The organism is Alloprevotella sp., assembly GCF_057240785.1.
In genome coordinates this window covers 36,372-55,207 of the sequence record NZ_DBHHRH010000021.1, presented here as the reverse complement: position 1 = coordinate 55,207, position 18,836 = coordinate 36,372, and the positions used below count along the sequence as shown (strand labels likewise).

The 18,836-nt window shown below is 43.0% G+C and carries 17 protein-coding genes and 3 tRNA genes; 13 read left to right on the top strand and 7 right to left on the bottom strand.

The window, feature by feature from the left end; translation table 11 throughout:
• Positions 1 to 66: 66 nt before the first annotated feature.
• From ACO4R2_RS05075 to ACO4R2_RS05065, 3 genes are all read left to right on the top strand, one after another.
• Positions 67 to 801 carry a copper homeostasis protein CutC gene (locus ACO4R2_RS05075; protein ID WP_484769420.1) on the top strand — a complete coding sequence of 245 codons (735 nt, stop codon included), beginning with the start codon at positions 67 to 69 and terminating at the stop codon, positions 799 to 801.
• A 77-nt stretch (positions 802 to 878) separates the two neighbouring features.
• Positions 879 to 953, top strand: a tRNA-Val gene (locus tag ACO4R2_RS05070).
• A gap of 30 nt (positions 954 to 983) precedes the next feature.
• Positions 984 to 1,058, top strand: a tRNA-Val gene (locus ACO4R2_RS05065).
• Between the two features lie 156 nt (positions 1,059 to 1,214).
• Here ACO4R2_RS05065 and ACO4R2_RS05060 read toward each other — a convergent pair.
• Positions 1,215 to 1,931, bottom strand: a complete 717-nt coding sequence (locus tag ACO4R2_RS05060; protein ID WP_484769419.1) for an OmpA family protein — start codon at positions 1,929 to 1,931, stop codon at positions 1,215 to 1,217.
• A 103-nt stretch (positions 1,932 to 2,034) separates the two neighbouring features.
• Here ACO4R2_RS05060 and proS point away from each other — a divergent pair, with 103 nt between their 5' ends.
• Genes proS through ACO4R2_RS05045 form a run of 3 tightly spaced genes read left to right on the top strand, consistent with a single transcriptional unit; the run spans position 2,035 to position 7,504 of the window.
• The gene (gene proS / locus ACO4R2_RS05055; protein ID WP_311490918.1) at positions 2,035 to 3,519 is read left to right on the top strand and encodes a proline--tRNA ligase; all 1,485 of its coding nucleotides are present in this window, start codon (positions 2,035 to 2,037) and stop codon (positions 3,517 to 3,519) included.
• A gap of 4 nt (positions 3,520 to 3,523) precedes the next feature.
• Positions 3,524 to 5,455 (top strand): ABC-F family ATP-binding cassette domain-containing protein, encoded by a 1,932-nt coding sequence (locus tag ACO4R2_RS05050; protein ID WP_484769418.1) that lies wholly within the window; start codon positions 3,524 to 3,526, stop codon positions 5,453 to 5,455.
• 27 nt (positions 5,456 to 5,482) lie between these two features.
• Positions 5,483 to 7,504, top strand: a complete 2,022-nt coding sequence (locus ACO4R2_RS05045; RefSeq protein WP_484769417.1) for a M13 family metallopeptidase — start codon at positions 5,483 to 5,485, stop codon at positions 7,502 to 7,504.
• A 158-nt stretch (positions 7,505 to 7,662) separates the two neighbouring features.
• Here the strand turns inward: ACO4R2_RS05045 and ACO4R2_RS05040 are convergent.
• The 5 genes from ACO4R2_RS05040 to recR all read right to left on the bottom strand — a co-directional run bounded on the left by ACO4R2_RS05040 (position 7,663) and on the right by recR (position 10,479).
• Positions 7,663 to 7,736 (bottom strand) — tRNA-Asp (locus tag ACO4R2_RS05040).
• A gap of 89 nt (positions 7,737 to 7,825) precedes the next feature.
• A complete protein-coding gene (locus ACO4R2_RS05035) occupies positions 7,826 to 8,335 on the bottom strand; it encodes a GNAT family N-acetyltransferase (protein WP_315092294.1) in 510 nt (169 codons plus the stop codon).
• Positions 8,328 to 9,491 carry a glycosyltransferase family 2 protein gene (locus ACO4R2_RS05030; protein WP_484769416.1) on the bottom strand — a complete coding sequence of 388 codons (1,164 nt, stop codon included), beginning with the start codon at positions 9,489 to 9,491 and terminating at the stop codon, positions 8,328 to 8,330. Before ACO4R2_RS05030 ends, ACO4R2_RS05035 begins: the two co-directional genes overlap by 8 nt.
• Complete coding sequence (locus tag ACO4R2_RS05025; RefSeq protein ID WP_484769415.1) at positions 9,488 to 9,871, bottom strand: hypothetical protein; 384 nt, start codon at positions 9,869 to 9,871, stop codon at positions 9,488 to 9,490. Before ACO4R2_RS05025 ends, ACO4R2_RS05030 begins: the two co-directional genes overlap by 4 nt.
• Positions 9,868 to 10,479: a recombination mediator RecR gene (recR, locus tag ACO4R2_RS05020; protein ID WP_311490912.1), complete on the bottom strand. Its 612-nt coding sequence runs from the start codon at positions 10,477 to 10,479 to the stop codon at positions 9,868 to 9,870. Before recR ends, ACO4R2_RS05025 begins: the two co-directional genes overlap by 4 nt.
• Positions 10,480 to 10,545: 66 nt before the next feature.
• Between recR and yihA the strand changes: the two genes are divergently transcribed.
• Genes yihA through ACO4R2_RS05005 form a run of 3 tightly spaced genes read left to right on the top strand, consistent with a single transcriptional unit; the run spans position 10,546 to position 13,293 of the window.
• Positions 10,546 to 11,160, top strand: a complete 615-nt coding sequence (gene yihA / locus ACO4R2_RS05015; RefSeq protein ID WP_311490911.1) for a ribosome biogenesis GTP-binding protein YihA/YsxC — start codon at positions 10,546 to 10,548, stop codon at positions 11,158 to 11,160.
• A 7-nt stretch (positions 11,161 to 11,167) separates the two neighbouring features.
• Entirely contained in the window at positions 11,168 to 12,397 is a 1,230-nt protein-coding gene (locus tag ACO4R2_RS05010; RefSeq protein WP_484769414.1) for a sensor histidine kinase, read from the top strand.
• A gap of 14 nt (positions 12,398 to 12,411) precedes the next feature.
• On the top strand, positions 12,412 to 13,293 hold the full coding sequence (locus ACO4R2_RS05005) for a homoserine O-acetyltransferase/O-succinyltransferase family protein (RefSeq protein ID WP_484769413.1): 882 nt from the start codon (positions 12,412 to 12,414) through the stop codon (positions 13,291 to 13,293).
• Between the two features lie 252 nt (positions 13,294 to 13,545).
• Here the strand turns inward: ACO4R2_RS05005 and ACO4R2_RS05000 are convergent, their stop codons facing one another.
• Positions 13,546 to 15,666: a putative porin gene (locus tag ACO4R2_RS05000; protein ID WP_484769412.1), complete on the bottom strand. Its 2,121-nt coding sequence runs from the start codon at positions 15,664 to 15,666 to the stop codon at positions 13,546 to 13,548.
• Positions 15,667 to 15,992: 326 nt separating this feature from the next.
• On the opposite strand from ACO4R2_RS05000, the gene ACO4R2_RS04995 reads away from it, so the two are divergent.
• Genes ACO4R2_RS04995 through ACO4R2_RS04980 form a run of 4 tightly spaced genes read left to right on the top strand, consistent with a single transcriptional unit; the run spans position 15,993 to position 18,773 of the window.
• The gene (locus ACO4R2_RS04995) at positions 15,993 to 16,586 is read left to right on the top strand and encodes a DUF4199 domain-containing protein (protein WP_484769411.1); all 594 of its coding nucleotides are present in this window, start codon (positions 15,993 to 15,995) and stop codon (positions 16,584 to 16,586) included.
• 34 nt (positions 16,587 to 16,620) lie between these two features.
• Positions 16,621 to 17,574: a glycosyltransferase family 2 protein gene (locus ACO4R2_RS04990; protein ID WP_311490906.1), complete on the top strand. Its 954-nt coding sequence runs from the start codon at positions 16,621 to 16,623 to the stop codon at positions 17,572 to 17,574.
• A gap of 40 nt (positions 17,575 to 17,614) precedes the next feature.
• Entirely contained in the window at positions 17,615 to 18,118 is a 504-nt protein-coding gene (locus ACO4R2_RS04985) for a DUF6452 family protein (RefSeq protein ID WP_314602604.1), read from the top strand.
• Positions 18,072 to 18,773 carry a DUF6048 family protein gene (locus ACO4R2_RS04980; protein ID WP_484769410.1) on the top strand — a complete coding sequence of 234 codons (702 nt, stop codon included), beginning with the start codon at positions 18,072 to 18,074 and terminating at the stop codon, positions 18,771 to 18,773. Before ACO4R2_RS04985 ends, ACO4R2_RS04980 begins: the two co-directional genes overlap by 47 nt.
• Positions 18,774 to 18,836 lie beyond the last annotated feature (63 nt).

Here is an 18,836-nt window from a genome sequence, read left to right as displayed (position 1 = left end):
CTATATAAATAAGGAAGAGGCGCGTGTTTTGGCCTTTGAGAACGATAAAATATGTACTTTTGCCCTATGGCACAATTAGAAATATGTACAGGAAGTTATGAAAGTGCATTGGCGGCTCTTCGTGGAGGGGCTGACCGAGTAGAACTCTGTTCAGGACTTGAGGAGGGAGGCATCACTCCATCATTAGGACTTGTTCGCGCTATTTGCAAATTGCAAGGAATTCGTAAGCACGTGCTTATTCGTCCTCGAGGAGGCGACTTCCTTTATACGCCTGCTGAGCAGGAAATTATGATAGACGACATTTTTGCTGCACGTGAAGCTGGAGTGGATGGTGTTGTTATTGGTGGACTTACTGCTGCGGGCGATATAGATATGGCTTTCTGTCGGAAACTGATGGATGCTGCTGGTCCTTTAAGTGTTACTTTTCATCGGGCTTTCGATGTTTGCCGAGATGCGTCTCTTGCTCTTGAACAGATTATAGATTTAGGGTGTACGCGCCTTCTCACTTCTGGGCAAGCTGCAACGGCTGAAGCTGGAATTCCTGTTCTTTGTCAATTGGTGCAGCAGGCCGCGGGGCGTATCACAATTATGCCAGGTAGCGGAGTTGTGTCCCAAAATGCAGCAATAATTCTTCAACAAACTGGAGCTACAGAGATTCATGCTTCTGCGCGTTCGGATTTTCATAGTAAAATGGAGTATCGACACGATGGAGTAGGTATGGGGCGAAAAGATGCAGATGAATATATCTGGAAAGAGACCGCTGAAGGGGTTGTAAGGGCTATTAAACAGGAAATTTTGTAAGGAAAAGAAAAAAAATGCGCAAAAGTTTGGTAGTTATAATAATTTCCTCTACTTTTGCACTCGCAATTCAGAAATGAGGGCGCTTAGCTCAGCTGGTTTAGAGCGTCTGCCTTACAAGCAGAGGGTCGGCGGTTCGAATCCGTCAGCGCCCACCGATATATTAACATGGGATTTAATCTCAGGGGCGCTTAGCTCAGCTGGTTTAGAGCGTCTGCCTTACAAGCAGAGGGTCGGCGGTTCGAATCCGTCAGCGCCCACCGAAAGTTAAAAGGACTTCCGAAATGGAGGTCCTTTTCTCTTTTTATATACTTATGATAAAATGAGGTCTGAGCTGTAGAGAGCATAGGGAAGAGAAAAAGAAACGGCACTTATTCCGCAACGAATAAGTGCCGTTAGAGTTTTATCTATGTCTTTTATTGTTCGCCAGCTTGACGCTTAGCTTCTTTGATCATCTGGTCGCTTGGGATAACATATACTTCTACGCGACGATTCTGCTGCTGACCTGCTGCCGTAGAGTTACTAGCTACGGGGTTAGATTCGCCGTATCCTTTCACTTCTTTCACCTGATAAGAATGAATACCATTCTTAAGAATGAAAGAACTTACGCTGTTTGCACGCTGCTCAGAGAGCGCTAGATTCTTTGCCGAACTCTGTTCTGCTGTAGAGTTTTTCCAACCTTGGTTATCTGTATAACCATAAATCTGCAAGTTCATGTCAGAGGTAAGGTTCTTAGCGAAAGTGCTGAGATCTCTTTGTGCAGCTGCGCTCAGAGTATTCTGGCCCGTAGCGAAGAGCAGGCCAGAGTCGAACGTAACCTTTACATAAGTAAGACCTGTTTGTGAGTCTTTGATTACCTCAGCTTGTGCATTGGCCATCTCTGCTGCTTTCTTAGCTTTGTCCATCTTGTTCCCAATCAGAACGCCTGCTCCACCACCAACAGCCGCACCAACGGCAGCTCCAATGGCAGCACCTTTTCCTTTACCTGCAAAAGCTCCAATCAGTGCACCGAGGGCTGCGCCTGCAGTACCGCCGATGGCTCCGCCTTTAGCTTTGTTTGTCATACTGGATGTGTCACAGCCGCTGAATAACGTTAGAACGCACAGCAACATAACTGAAAGTTTCGTTCTCATAATGTTTCGTTTTTGAGTGTTGTATATTATAATTGGTTGCAAAGCTACGAACTTTCCAATTATATTAGTTAATTTTGTAGGCAAAAATAACTAAAAAAAGAATATGGCAGCAGAATTAAAAAATCTGACTAAACGTAGTGTAGATTACTCTAAATGGTATAACGAATTAGTTGTGAAAGCTGATTTGGCCGAACAAGCAGACGTTCGCGGATGTATGGTTATCAAACCTTACGGTTACGCAATTTGGGAAAAAATTCAGCAAACACTGGACGGAATGTTTAAGGAAACGGGAGTGCAGAATGTATATTTCCCGATGTTGATCCCCAAGTCTTTCTTGTCGAAAGAGGCTGAACACGTGGAAGGTTTTGCAAAGGAATGTGCAGTAGTGACACATTATCGTTTGAAGACCAACGAAACGGGCGATGGCGTAGTGGTTGACCCTGCTGCAAAGTTGGAGGAAGAGCTTATCATTCGTCCAACGAGTGAAACGACTATTTGGAATACATATAGAAAATGGATTCACAGTTGGCGCGACCTGCCACTTTTGTGCAATCAGTGGTGTAATGTGATGCGTTGGGAAATGCGCACACGTCTTTTCCTTCGTACTAGTGAGTTTCTTTGGCAAGAAGGACACACTGCACATGCTACACGTGAGGAGGCAGAACAGCGCGCGCAGCAGATGCTGAAAGTTTATGCAGATTTTGTTGAAAAGTATATGGCAGTACCTGTTGTTCAAGGCGTTAAGAGTGAGACAGAACGTTTTGCTGGTGCGCTTGATACCTATACCATTGAAGCTATGATGCAGGATGGTAAGGCACTGCAAAGTGGTACTAGCCATTTCTTGGGACAAAACTTTGGTAAGGCATTTAATGTACAGTTTGTTGACAAAGAAAACAAGATGCAATATGCTTGGGCTACTAGTTGGGGCGTTAGTACGCGCTTGATGGGAGCTTTGATTATGGTACACTCCGATGATAACGGTTTGGTGTTGCCTCCGCATCTTGCTCCGATTCAGGTCGTAATGGTACCTATTTACCGAAAGGACGAAGAGTTAGAAGCTCTCAATGAAAAGTTTGAAGCTCTGGCTCAGCGTCTTCGTCAGCTGGGTATCCGCGTGAAATATGACAACTCAGAAAACAAACGTCCTGGCTTTAAATTTGCCGATTACGAATTGAAAGGTGTTCCCGTGCGTCTTGTTATGGGACCGAAGGACTTGGAAAATGGAACAGTAGAGGTTATGCGTCGTGATACGCTGGAAAAAGAAACCCGCCAGTTTGAGGGTATCGATGAATATGTAAATACGCTACTGGAGGAAATCCAAACAAATATCTTCGAGAAAGCTAAGAAGTATCGCGATGAACATATCTTTGAGTGTAACAACTACGAAGAATTCAAAACGCGTGTAAAGGATGGTGGTTTCTTCCTTTGTCCGTGGGATGGAACTACAGAGACGGAAGCACGCATTAAAGAAGAAACTCAGGCTACCATTCGTTGCGTCCCCATAGGTGTAGATCAATCTAACCCTGGCGTTGATATGGTGAGTGGCAAGCCTGCAAAATATAAAGTCTTAATAGCAAGATCTTACTAGTATTTTGATTTCAGTTAATAATCTAACAATAGAATTTGGAGCACGTCCGCTTTTTACGGACGTGTCCTTTGTTATTAACCCCAAAGATCGTGTTGCACTGGTTGGCAAGAATGGGGCAGGGAAGTCGACCTTACTCAAAATCTTGGCTGGAGAGCAACAGCCTACGGCTGGTATTGTGGCTTTGCAGAAAGGTTCTACTTTAGGATATCTCCCGCAAGTCATGATTCTTAGCGATGAGCACACCGTGCTAGAAGAAGCTGAGAAAGCCTTTGCGGATATAAGCCAGTTGCAAGAACGTATAGCTCAAGAGAATCAAGAGTTGGCAGAGCGCACGGATTATGAAAGTGAGGATTATCTGAAGTTGGTAGAGGCGTTTGCCCATGATAATGAGCGCTTCACGATGATGGGGGGTCTCAACTACCATGCCGAATTAGAGCGCACGTTGCAAGGGTTAGGTTTTCAACGTTCAGATTTTGATCGCCCTACGCGTGAGTTTAGTGGTGGTTGGCGTATGCGTATTGAACTGGCTAAACTCTTGATGCGTCAGCCAGATGTTCTTCTCCTCGATGAGCCAACCAATCATCTTGACATTGAAAGTATCCGTTGGCTGGAACAGTTTTTGGCTAAAAGTCCAAGTGCTGTTGTGCTTGTGAGTCACGACCGCGCCTTCATCAATAACGTAACGAATCGTACGATGGAGATTTCTTGTGGGAAGATAACGGATTATAAGGTGAAGTATAACGAGTTTATGGAGCTTCGCCAAGAGAGGCGTGAACAGCAACTAAGGGCCTATGAGAATCAGCAGAAAGAGATTGCCGATATTCAAGACTTTATTGAGCGTTTCCGTTATAAACCTACGAAATCAGTGCAGGTACAAAGCCGTATCAAGCAACTGGAAAAGATTGTGCCGATTGAAGTAGATGAGGTGGACAATAGTTTTCTTCATCTGAAGTTCCCTCCTTGCAATCGTTGCGGCGATTATCCAATCATCTGCGAGGACGTTACGAAACGTTATGGTGAACATACTGTTTTTCACAATGTAAATCTCACGATAAAGAGAGGAGAAAAGGTGGCGTTTGTGGGGAAGAACGGCGAAGGTAAATCAACTTTGGTTAAATGTATCATGGATGAGATTCCCTTTGACGGTCACTTGAAGTTAGGGCATAATGTAGAACTTGGATATTATGCCCAGAACCAAGCGCAGTTGCTGGATGAGAATAAAACTGTGTTCCAAACAATTGACGATGTGGCAAAGGGAGACATTCGTTTAAAGATTAGGGACATTCTTGGTGCTTTTATGTTTGGCGGTGAAGCCTCAGACAAGAAAGTGAAAGTGCTGAGCGGTGGCGAGCGAAGTAGGTTAGCAATGATTCGTCTCTTGCTTGAACCTGTAAATCTTCTCATTTTGGATGAGCCTACGAACCACCTGGATATGCGTACGAAGGACGTGCTCAAAGAAGCCATTCTTGCTTTTGATGGAACGGTCATTCTCGTCAGTCATGATCGCGACTTTCTGGATGGATTGGTCTCTAAAGTCTATGAGTTCGGAGGTGGAAACGTCCGAGAGCATATAGGCGGTATTTATGATTTTTTGCGAACAAAAGATATTGATACTCTTGATCAGCTTCCTAAGAAAGCTGTTGTTGAGGATGTTGTAACCAAGGAAGAACCGAATGCAGGAAAGCTTAGTTATGAACAGCAGAAAGAGCAAGCTAAGCTGAGACGTAAAGCAGAAAAAGAGGTGGCAGATTGGGAACGAAAGGTTGAGGAGATAGAACAGCGTATTTCCGAAATGGAACAACAGATGTCTACTCCTGAAGGTGCCTCAGACATTGCTTTAGCTACACAGTACGCCGAAGTAAAAAAGCAGCAAGCCACGGCCGAAGAGGAATGGGAGGCAGCAGTCGACCGCTTGTCGGCTTTGGATGAAGAATGAAAAATCATTTCTTAAAAATATAATAGTATGAAGTTAAAAGCATTAATGCCTGTATTGAGTATGGCAGCTTGTTCAGCCTTTGCTCAATCGTCGGGACTTGATAAGGCCAATATGGACTTATCTAAGAAACCTGGTACAGACTTTTATGAGTATTCTTGTGGTACATGGATGAAAAATCATCCGCTGACTCCAGAGTATGCTCGTTATGGTCAGTTTAATTATTTGAGTGATGTGAACGAGAAGCAGATTCACGAACTGATTGAAGGACTAGCTTCCCATCCACAGCAGCAGGGTTCTTTGGCGCAGAAAATTGGTAGCCTTTATAAGTTGGCCATGGATAGTGTACGCCGTAATAAAGAAGGATATGAGCCTATCAAACCTGTTCTGGCAAAGGTGGCTGCTCCTACAAATAAGACTGAGTTGCTTCTCATGTTTGGACAATTAGGACATCGTGGAATAGATGTTCTGCCGTTCTCCATTTATGCTGATGCTGATTTGCGTAATGCAAAAATGAATTTGGTGGGGATAAATCAAGGTGGATTGTCTTTGGGAGACCGTGATTATTATCTCAACGATGATGAGGCAACTTTAAAGATTCGCAATGCCTATAAGGACTATGTGAAGAAAATTCTGGAGATGGCAGGCAATGATGCAGCCACTGCTGAACGCAAGATGAAAGCTGTTCTCGATATTGAAACTGCCATTGCGAAAGAAAGTTATAGTGCCACTAAGCAGCGCGATGTAGAAGGCAACTATCACAAGATGACTTATGCTCAGCTGCTCAGTGATTATCCGGGCATTGATTGGGGAAGCCTTTTCTTGCAATTAGGATTCCCTGCTTTTGCTGAGGTGACAGTGAATCAACCAGAACCGATTCATGCTGTAGAAAAGCTGTTGGCAGAAAAGAGTCTTGATGATTGGAAAGCATATGCTGAATTCAAAGTTGTGAACGATGCTGCCAATGCGCTCGATGATTCTTTCCGCGCAGCCTTTTTTGATTTCTACAGTCACACTATGAGTGGCGTTATGCAGGACCGTGCTCGCTGGAAACGTGCTGTTGATGCCGTGAATGGCGTATTAGGTATGGCTGTGGGTAAACTTTATGTTGAGAAATATTTCCCTGAAAGTAGCAAGCAACGTATGCTTGAACTCGTCAACAATCTTAAGGTTGCATTAGGACAACGTATTGATCAGCAAAACTGGATGAGCCCAGCCACAAAAGCACAAGCTCACGACAAATTGAATCATTTCTATGTAAAGATAGGTTATCCTGATAAATGGCGTGACTATAGCAATTTGCAAATTGATGAGAATCTTTCTTATTATGAGAATTTGCTTCGTGCAGGTGAGTTTATGATGGCAGATATGATTCAACGTAAGGTAAATAAGCCTACGGATAAAACAGAATGGCTCATGACTCCGCAGACAATCAATGCTTACTATAATCCGACCACTAATGAGATTTGCTTCCCGGCAGGTATCCTTCAGCCACCTTTCTTTAATCCTGAAGCTGACGATGCTGTTAACTATGGTGCGATTGGCGTTGTTATTGGTCATGAGATGACACACGGATTCGATGATCAAGGTAGCCAGTTCGACAAAGATGGTAACTTACGCAATTGGTGGACTGAGGCTGATAAGAAAAATTTTGAGGCACGTACCAAAGTAATGGCAGATTTCTTTGATAAGATTGAAGTATTGCCAGGCTTGAAAGCTAATGGTAAATTGACTTTGGGTGAAAATATCGCCGACCACGGAGGTCTTAATATTTCGTATCAAGCTCTTCAGAATGCAATGAAGAAGAATCCTCTTAAAACTGTTGATGGTTTCACTCCTGAGCAACGTTTTTTCCTGAGCTTTGCTTTTATCTGGGCTTCAAACATTCGTGATGAGCAGTTGCGTGTTCTTAATAAAGTCGATCCGCATTCTCCTGCTCGCTGGCGAGTGAATGGTGCTCTCCCACATATCGATTCTTGGTATAAGGCATTTAATATCACTAGCAAAGATCCGCTCTTTGTTCCCAAAAAGAATCGTGTAGATATCTGGTAATATAGAGTCTTTAGATTACACTCTTTTATTGATAGCAAAACTGATGCAGTAGACAAGCAAGTCACTGCATCAGTTTTTATTTGCATATATTCTATAGTTTGATATTATTTTTTGCTTTATAAACAAAAAGAGTTGAAGCTAAGACTTCAACTCTTTCGCGGTGCGTACGGGACTCGAACCCGTGACCTCCTGCGTGACAGGCAGGCATTCTAACCAGCTGAACTAACGCACCTTTTTGTGTTTTGCTCTCATTTCCTGATTGCGAGTGCAAAGGTAAGAGGAATGTTTTAAACTACCAAATATTTTTTTGAAAAAATAAATTTAATCTAAAAAAAGTTGGAAAACGCTGATGTCTTCAAACGAGCCATTGATGAAATGCCACTGTGGAAGCGTGGCTATGTTCTTGTACCCGCTTTTTTCAAAAACTCTACTCGAACTCGGATTAGCGCTTGCAGAAACGAGTGCATAGAGTTGGTGTAAATTCAGTAATCGTCGAGCGTGTTGTTCCAGTTTCTTGAGAGCTTGCGTTGCGATACCTTTTCCGCGTTCCGACTTTAGTATGGAAATACCTACTTCAGCCCGTCCATCATTTGCATTGTAATTAAACAAGTCAAGGATACCTACGCTTTTCCCTTCTCTCTCGATAATCATTCTCAATTGCTTTGTTTGAAAAAGATCTTGAGGTTGATTTTCTAAGTATTGTTTAAGGGCGTAGTGCGAGTAGGGGGCAGTTGGAGTTCCCACGCTCCAGATGCTTGGATCGTTTTCTATTTCGTAGAGAAAGCCTAAATCTTCAGGCTCAATAGCTCTCAAATGGATTGTATCATTCATATAGAAAAATTTCTCCGCCTGTGATTAGTTTCTTTTCTTCAGGATAGAAGAGGCCAATGTATTGTTGGTGTGAACTCTTACTGAAAAAGTTTAGAATGAAACTAAATAAATAGTCGCTTGTATCGAAACAAACGATGGTATATTTTGTCTCAATTTCGTCTGGAACTTTATCCACGCAAGTAAGTTCAAGTCCATTTCGTTCGGCCAGTGCTGTTATTTCTTTGGCATGACTACCTATATAGAGATAGCTATTTAAGAGTGACCCTGATGCGGGAAATAAAAATTTTCGAAAGAGTCGGAGTTGTTGCTGGAGTAAAGCTATGATTGCTTTTATCACAATGGCCGTCTTGATAGGAATACTAAGCCACAAGCGCGCTTGGGGATAATGCTTGCGGAAGAAGATAAGCATGGCCTCATAAAAGACATGGACATATCTGTACGAGTTCTTTTGGGTACTCTCACCTTTGTAGTGAAGAATTTCTGTGGGAAGATAGAAATTCTTATATCCGCTTTTGAGTGCACGATAAGATAGGTCAATGTCTTCTCCGTACATAAAGAATTGTTCGTCAAATCCTTTCGTTTCTCTCGCCGCTTGTTGGCTCATCATCATGAAGGCACCCGAAACTATGTCAATCTCTTGTGCAGATTTCTCATCTTGGTATCTCATGTAGTATTTTCCAAAAATGCGGCTTTTGGGGAAAAGCGTTGCCAATCCCGTCATTTTGCAGAATGAAACCCATGGAGTGGGTAAACCTCTGCGTGATTCAAAAGCAAAGCCTCCTGCATCTTTGAGCATACGCACTCCAAGGCAACCTATCTCTGGGTGTGTCGTGGCAAACCGTAAGCAGTCGGATAGCGTATGTTCAGTGAGAACTGTATCGGGGTTGAGAAAAAGGATGTAATCTCCTGTTGCTTGTTTGAGTGCAAGGTTATTGGCTTTTCCAAACCCTAAGTTTTTCTTGCTTTCTATGAGATGCAACAACGGATATTCTCTCTCAGGAAAAGATTTTCTCAAGAAGCCAATGGAATCGTCTTTTGAAGCATTGTCCACCACGAATACTTCCACATCCTTTTCATCGGATCGCCAAATAGACGTTAGGCATTGTGCTAAATAATGCTTAACGTTATAGCTCACTATGATGATAGAAAGTTTCATGCTTTAGGGATACACAAGAGGGATGCAGTGAGGGCAAGGAGCATACAATAGAGAGCCGTTGTGTCTGCCAAACCATAGTAGCAAATGGCACTGGGAAAAATGGCCAACGAATTGATGGCAAGTCGAACAAGGCTCCATTTTTCCAAAGCTTTCCCTGTCGTATCCTTTTCCACTTCTTGTTTGATGCGCGGAAAAGCCAAGAGTCGACATGCCAGCCATGAGCCTCCCACAGCTGTAATAACGCAGAGCGTGGAAAAAATATAGTTGAGCATCGGGCTATGCCCCAAAAATCCTTCTATAATAAAGTTGGTTTCGCAAGAAAGGCACCAAAGCCCCACCAGTAACCACATACTGAAAAATAAGAGTCGTAAAAATTTCATTGTTTTAATTCTACACGATTTATGATAGAACGTCCTAATGTGATTTCGTCAGTATATTCCAATTCGTCGCCTATGCTGATGCCACGCGCCAAAGTTGTCAGGCGTACATTGAAAGGAGCGAGCTTGCGAGAAATGAAAAAGTTTGTCGTATCGCCTTCCATTGTTGGACTCAAGGCGAAGATGATTTCTTGAATCCCACCTTCTTCAACACGTTTTATCAAACTTTCGATTTCTAGATTATTAGGGCCGACACCATCCATGGGAGAGATGATGCCACCCAGCACATGATAAAGTCCACGATAAATACCCGTGTTCTCAATGCTCAGGACGTTACGGATGTTCTCCACTACGCAAACTGTGGATTGATCGCGCAACGGGTTGGAACAGATGTCGCAAATGTCTGTATCGGAAATGTTATGACAAACTTTACAGTATTTCACGCCATCAATGAGCTGGCTGAGACTTTCCGAAAGTGCATGCCCTGTTTCGGGTTTCTGACGGAGCAAATGCAGGACAAGCCGGAGGGCAGTGCGCCGTCCGATACCTGGAAGTTTTGAGAATTCTCCTACTGTCCGTTCTAAAAGTTTGGAGGGATATACTTCATTCATTTTCACTGCGAAGTTAAAAAAACAATTTGGAATTAGTATCTTTGCTGCAAATATAGTAGTGCTTTTATGAAGATAAATTCCGCAGAATTTGAGATTAGTAATAGTCGTGCAGACCAATGCCCCAAGAGCAACATCCCCGAATACGCTTTTATTGGACGTAGTAATGTAGGGAAAAGTTCTCTTATAAATATGTTGACACAGCGCAAAGGGCTTGCCATGACTTCTTCAACTCCTGGAAAGACAATGCTGATCAATCATTTCCGTATTAATGATGAATGGTATCTTGTGGATTTGCCTGGCTACGGCTATGCGAAGCGTAGCAAGAAAGACCAAGAAAAATTGCAGAATATCATTTCTTTCTATGTCCTTGAGCGCGAGCAACTCACGAATCTGTTTGTGCTGATTGATTCTCGCTTGAAACCGCAGAAAATCGACTTGGAATTTATCGAGTGGTTGGGTGAAAATGGTGTTCCCTTCAGTATAATATTTACAAAAGCTGATAAGAATAAGAAGGGTGAACTAAGAAAAAATGTCGATACCTTTTTAGCTACTTTACGTGAGCAGTGGGAAGAATTGCCACCTCATTTTATCACAAGTAGTGAAAGTCGATTGGGGCGCGAAGAACTTCTGAACTATATAGAAAATATCAACAAATCCATTGAAGATACCAGTACTAAATAATTTATCCATGAGCCATGTTAAAGTGGCTCTTGTTGTTGCTGCCGTTCTCATAGCTTCCGTATCGTTGCTGGTGAGTAATTTGCTCGTGCGCGACTTGACGCGTGAGGAACAATCGCGCATGGAAGTTTGGGCCGAAGCTATGCGTTCGCTAACGCGCGCCGATGAAAATACGGATCTAAACTTAGTGCTGAAGGTTATCAATGGAAACAATACTATTCCCGTGATAGTGCAGGACAGTCGGGGCGACATTTTGGCAGCCCGCAATATCGAAGACGATGGAGGCTTTGTTTTTTGGAAAAATCGCTTGGTGCAAGATTCCATAGATATAGCTATTACCGAACCGCATACGGCTTCCCACAAACAGCTGCTCTTGCAGTTGCAGCAGAAGGTGGAGCAAATGCAGCGCGAAGGCTATACGATGAAGATGAGTTTGGATGGTGCGGGTGCACAAACCACACTTTCTATCTTCTACGAACCTTCTTTGATGCTACGCCGCTTGGCGCTTTATCCTTATATTCAATTGGGGGTTGTGGCCTTATTTATCGTTGTGGCTCTGTTAGCTTTGTTGAGCAGTAAGCGGGCTGAACAAAATAAGGTATGGGTGGGACTTTCTCGAGAAACAGCTCACCAGTTGGGTACTCCCATTTCTTCGCTCATGGCGGGCGTGGAAATGCTCAAAGATCTTTATCCCGATGAGGCTTTAGTACCGGAGATGGACAAAGATGTGCAGCGCTTACAACTTATTGCTGAACGATTTTCAAAAATTGGTTCTGCTCCAGCCTTGGTCAATGAGGATTTGTGTCTAATCATACCACGTGTGGTGGAATATATAGGGCGCAGAACTTCTGATAAGGTACAGATAACTACAGATTTCCCTGCTTCTTCTGTTTTTGTTCGTGTTAATGCTCCACTTTTTGAATGGGTCATTGAGAACTTATGTAAGAATGCCATCGATGCTATGGCTGGTGTTGGACACATCAATATATGTGTGCGTCAGCGTGGAGCAGTGGTAAATATAGAGGTTTCAGATACGGGAAAAGGTATATCTAAGAAACGTTGGAAACGTGTCTTCAAACCTGGGTTCACCACGAAGCGTCGCGGATGGGGATTAGGTTTATCGCTTGCCAAGCGTATTGTGGAAGAATATCACGAAGGACATATCTTTGTGAAAGCAAGCGAAATCAACCACGGAACTACTTTCTGCATCCAGTTGAAAGCAGATTTACAGAACACATAAAAACTAAATAAAAAATGTTGAGACTTCCTCAAGGATTGCCTGCTGTGGAAATGTTGCGGGCTGAAGGATACGCAGTAGCAGAGTACAACCTCTGGGCTGTTCCTACGGATGCTCGTGTGGTTTTGCTCCTCAATCTTATGCCGCAAAAGGCCGTGACGGAGCTGGATATTGCTCGCGCTCTGTCGTTTCCCGATTCTGATGTGCTTTTGCTACCTGTGCGCATAGCAGGGCAAACCTATAAAACTACGCCGATTGAACATATCCTGGCGTATTATGTTGATATAGAAACGATATTGTCCAACAAACTTCACTTTTCTTCTGCTCCTTCGCTCATCATTACAGGTGCTCCTGTTGAGCAGATGCCTTTTGAGGAAGTGCGATATTGGCCGCAACTGTGTGAGATTATGGACTGGGCTTTCCGCCAACGGCTCAATACTTTATATATCTGCTGGGGCGCGCAAGCTGGCCTTTATCACCATTATGGCATTCCAAAGTATGACAAAACGGCAAAGTGTTTCGGTGTTTTTTCTCAAGATGTACTCGATGATAAGTGCCCTCTCATGCGTGGGCTTTCGCCTGCGTTCTTTATGCCCAACAGTAGACATACGGAAGTGAGACGTTCTGATTTTTCTGCACCTCAGTTGCAGATTGTAGCGGAAAGCCAAGAAAGTGGAGTAGGGGTAGCCTATGATGCGGCACATCGTAGCACGTTTATTGTTGGCCATTTGGAATACGAACCTCATACGTTGGAAAATGAATATAAGCGGGACTTGGCCAAAGGTTTATCGATTCTGCCGCCTCAACATTATTATGAAGCCGATGACCCTAATGGGCGAATCCTATGGCAGTGGAAAGAGCATGCTCGTCAGTTCTATCGGAATTGGTTGGAACTTTAATATCGTCCTCTCTTTCTTTCTCTTTTTTAATTCCGTTCTACGCAGTTAAGAAAGAGGCTTTGAACTGTCTGAAAATACAATAAGCGCGTCAGCTGACAGTCTTATTGTGTGAGCTGACACAATAAGGAAATTTTGAAATACAATAAGGAAACCGACGCCCTGCTTTATAACGCTCATAAACAGTAAGTTATTGAGCTATGAAGCAGGGCGTCGGTTGTCTTTTTTTCTTCGTTACTTAATCCCGAAATACGGTTAGTTGATAAAATTCCAACTAATGCCGAGGCGCAGAACTAGGCGGTTGAGCGGATAGTGAGGCACTAGGAATGGATTACCTGCACCGCTAGAATAGTTGACATGACTTGCCATTACATAGAATCGCGTGCGCTTGAGATGAAAATTAACATAAGCGTTAATCATCGGATAATTGCCCAACTGTATGCGGTAGTTAGGATCTTGTATGGCGTATTGTCCCATGATGGGCGAGTAAGCAGGTGCGTAATACTTGGTGAAATAGCGCATGTCTGCACCTAATTCTGTTTGCAGAACACGTGCTAAGCGGAATTTCAAATAGAGATTGGTCCAAACGGAAAAGGCAGGGAGAGGGTAGCTGTCCTTGTCGGTCGTGGCCTGATATATGAATTCATTCTCCCAATGCAAAATGCCCAGGTGAAAGTCTTGGCGCAAGGAGGCCGTAAGGAGTTGAACGCTACCACTTTTTTGTTGCACACCAATGCTATGAGTGTAGTGTTGCACATTGTTGGTAAAGTCCGACGGAGTTAAGGTTTCAGCGAAGTAGGCCAACTTCTGAATGTTTTGCAGGTGGAAGGAAAAGCGCGTGTTCTTCCAAGAAAGGCTACCGCCGAGGCGCACTGTCAGTTGATTGTCGAGATCTTTGTCCCACCAGGCGTTGCGCGCGTGAAAATGGCGTAAGTAGAAATTGGGTTGCTCGTTGCGAATAAAACCATCTAAGCGTACAGATACTGTGTCTTTCCAGAGAGGCAGATCTACATCTGCTGTGCCCTCAATGTTAAACTCTCCCCAATTTGAACCATTACTGCGAATTTCTCCCAATACATCGTAGTGGAACACGCGGCCTTGCTTCTTCATCAGTTGAGCGCCCAAGGTGATGTAATGATTTGAGTATTTCTGCACGTACTGTGTACCGCTTGCCGTAGTGTCGGGTAAGGTGAATCGATAGTATTCGTGTTTGGCGAAGAGTCGCATTCCTGTTTTGACCCAGCGATTGAAGCCTTCGTTAATTTCCAACGCCACTAAATTTTCCACATGGGTATAATTCGTTTTATCACGCGCCGAATCGTTGTTCAGATAATAGTCGTTAAAAAAACTACGTCCACCATTGGCTGCATCGCTGATAAAGCGACGGTTGTTGAAGTCCATTCGCAACGTGTGGATTAGACTGGTGACAGGCACAAAGTGGGGAGTGAGTTTCAGTGAGTCTACATTTGTTTTTTGTTGGATAGAATCTGTGAGTGTCGTAACTTTTGTTGCTGCTCTATCGGCCCGCGTTGATATAACTTTTCCGTTTTTGTCTGTCCAACGTGTCAGGCCAATGCTGTAGCGATGGGTAAGGAAGAAAGTATTATCTTGTTGCTTGCTGTTGCTGCGAGCCAAATTGATGGGCATATCATCCGTATCGTAGCGCGTAGGAAAAGACTCAGGACTTGTTACATAAGCATCGGTCTCGATACCTCCATTCTCGCGATTCTTCAAATGGTTGGCTGCAAAGAACGAATGAAGGGAGTAGTGATCAGAACGGTATGAACCGAAGAGCGTACCATTGAATGCAGATGTGGCTTGACTATCGTAGTAGCCACGTCCATAGAGATAATCGAGCTTGAAGCCCAAACCTAACTGCTGATTTACATTGGTTGAGAAAAGAGCACTGATGCGATCTTCACCATTCTGCTTATTGCCACATTCATGATAAGTCAGATTAGTGAACGGAGATTTGGTGTTTGTGAATAGGACTTGATCGGGGCGACGAAGGAAGAAATCAAAAGGCTGAGAAAATAGAAATTGTCCATCGCGAAAACTATTCTCCGTGCGATCTGTGAAGATGCGACTCAATCGCGGAGCTCCCAAATTGCCCGTAAAGTTATAGTGTCCTCTTATTCCTTCTGTGAATGCTTCATTGGGAAAGAGATGAGGGATGGTGTCATAGTTTGCAAGGCGTACAGAACCGAAACGACTGTCAATAGTCCAAGCATAAATGCCCTCGGGTACGTCCTCTTTTTCGATAGAGTCGATTGCAAAATGATTTCCGCGCGTGTCGGTGTTTTGCAGGAGGTGTTGGGCGTCAAGCGGCTTAAACAGCAGACACAGGACGATAAGAAAAAAATATTTGATATACATTCTAATAAGTCTTTTCTATTGGGATGCGAAGTTATACATTTTTCATGAAATAATAGTGACCAAAGATGATGTGCTGTCCGACACCTCTCTTCTAAGAATGATTTGTCGGTTTTCTTCTTGTTTCTGGAAAAATTAAAAAAGAAAGAGCGTTAATGAGGAGATTGTACGGAGTATAGCTAATTTTCAGTAGCACATGTTATTTTCTATGTACTATTTATTTTGCATAGCTTTTGCTTTAAAACTTAGTTTTCTCTGATGTTTTTATGTTTTTCCTTCACGAAGTAAAATTTTGTAGTTCACAGTTGTTGCATTAAATTTGCAAAATCATGTTAGAAGATAAACAAAACGAATGGGATTGGCGGCAAATAAACGCCTTTGCAGCTCAAAATGGGGCGCTATTGGGGACTTATGGTCTCCTTAGTTTGGTAGTTTATGCCGTAGGTCTACGCTATTCGCAAGTTTCTATGTTGGGATTCTTGCTTGTTCTTTCCAGTCCTTTCGTTGGCGCTTTCCTTTGTGTCAGATTCAGAGAGACAATCACAGAACGCAACGCTTCGTTCTCATTTGGGAAAGGTTATGTTCATTGTTTGTTAATGGGTATTTATGCTGGCATACTGATAGCAATGGGCCTATACATGTGGTTTGCCTTTTTTGATAATGGTGTATTTGCAGATGCTTTTCTGTTTGCTGCTAGTCAGCCTCATAGTCAACAATTCTTACAAGAAATGCAACAACAAGGAGGAATGTCAAATCTCTACGAGCTCACTGGTGCTACAACACCACAGCAATTGGCGGATGCTTTCCGCATCTTGCCGGCTTCTGTTTGGGCTTCGTCAGTGCTTTCTCTAACGTTCTTCGTTGATCCCATAATTTCTATTTTTATTGGACTATTTACCATGCGCCGAGGTATGGGAGTATAGTTCGTTGAATTCTAATGTAATATATAAAAATATAATGGATATATCAGTAGTAGTACCTCTCTTTAACGAGGCTGAAAGTTTGCCCGACTTATATTCTTGGATTGTCAGAGTTATGAAGGAGCATAATTTCACGTACGAGATTATCTTCGTTAACGATGGTAGTACGGACGAATCATGGAATATAATTGAGAAGTTCTCGAAAGAAGATACCAATGTCCATGGTATTAAGTTTCGCCGAAACTATGGTAAGTCGCCCGCATTGTTTTGTGGCTTCCGCAAGGCGCAAGGAGATGTTGTGGTCACGATGGATGCTGATCTCCAGGATTCCCCAGATGAGCTTCCCGAATTGTATCGGATGATTACAGAAGATGGATATGATCTCGTTTCGGGTTATAAGCAGAAACGTTATGATCCCATTTCTAAGACACTTCCTACAAAACTGTTCAATGCTACTGCAAGAAAAGTGAGTGGTATTAAGAATCTACACGATTTTAACTGCGGCTTAAAAGCCTATCGGCGAGATGTTGTGAAGAACATAGAGGTTTACGGCGAAATGCACCGTTATATTCCTTGGTTGGCAAAGAATGCTGGTTTCGACAAGATTGCAGAGAAGGTAGTACAGCATCAAGCTCGTAAGTTTGGACAAACTAAGTTTGGTGGTTGGAACCGTTTCTTTAATGGTTATCTGGACTTGTTGAGTCTGTGGTTCCTTAATAGTTTTGGCTTGAAACCTATGCACGTCTTTGGCTTCTTAGGTAGTCTGATGTTTATCCTTGGTTTTATTGCAGTATTAGTTGTTGGTGGTGTGAAATTAGTGGCTATCTGCCAGAGTGTTCCTGCTCCTTTGGTGACAAATTCTCCTTATTTCTACATTGCTCTTACTATGATGATTCTTGGAACTCAGCTCTTTGTAGCTGGCTTCTTGGGCGAACTTATCTCTCGCAATGCTGAAGGCCGCAACAACTATCAGATAGAGAAAGAAATATAGTGAGGTTTGGGATACCTTGCTGCTCTAATGATTTCATACGATGAATATAGGTAAAATTTTCCCCTTCATCGCTTCCTTGTTTATATTAGAAGCGTGTAGCAATATAGATTGTCCACTGGATAACATTGTGGAAATGACGTGCGGATTGTATTCTGCCGATAAAAAAACGCCGTTTACACTGACTGATACATTAACTATCACACCACTTCATAGTGATAGTATACTGCTCAATAAGGCACAAAATATTAAATCCTTTGTTCTTCCATTGAGCTATGCTGGGAATATGGATACATTGTTGTTTCATTTTTCCAATGCTGAAGGACAGAGTGCAACAGATACCATCTGGATTGAGAAAACAAACCAAAAGCATTTTGAGAGTGCAGATTGTCCGTTGAGCATCTTCCACACGCTGCAAACGGTGCGCTGGTCGTCACACAACATCTCTGTGATGCCTGTGACGATAGATAGTGTGAGTTTAGTTAGACCTATAGTGAATTATGAGAATATTGAGAACCTTCGTATTTTCTTGCGTACTGCTCAGTAGTTGTGACCTTTCTGCCACTGCAATGGAGCGTGATACGCTTCAGGCGCAGTCACGTTCGACAGTGTTGAAACCTGCCACTAAAAAAGAGCCTTTTTGGGCTGGATGCAGTGTGGGGTACGATTTATGTGGAACAGTGATGGCGCTGGCTACTCCCTTTGGGCAATATGAGGGTATGTTTCGACTAAATCTCAAAAATCGGTTCTTCCCAACAGCTGAGTTAGGTCTGGGAATCAGCAATCATACAGACGATACTTCAAACATTAAGTATAAAACAGCCTCTCCGTATTTCCGTTTAGGAGTGGACTATAACTTTCTGAAAGATCTCCATTCTGGTAATCGTCTCTTTGGAGGTGTTCGTTTTGCTTATACTTCTTACAAGTTTGATCTCTCAGCTCCCGATTTGAAAGACCCTATTTATGGGACAACAGTTCCTTTCAACTTATCAGGCATCAAAGGAAATATGTTGTGGAGTGAGGTGGTATTTGGTGTAGAGGCTAAAATCTGGAAGTTTTTTCATGTGGGCTGGTCGGTTCGCTATAAGCTGCAGCTCCATGAAGGTAAAACGGCTGTAGATAATGCTTGGTATGTTCCTGGTTTTGGTAAGTATGGTTCGAATGGCTTGGGAGGAAGCTTCAATGTAGTCTTTGATATTTAGGATACAAAAGTTTTTGCACAACATTTTTCTTACGGTTGCGATGTGTGCAGAATAGATGTTTTG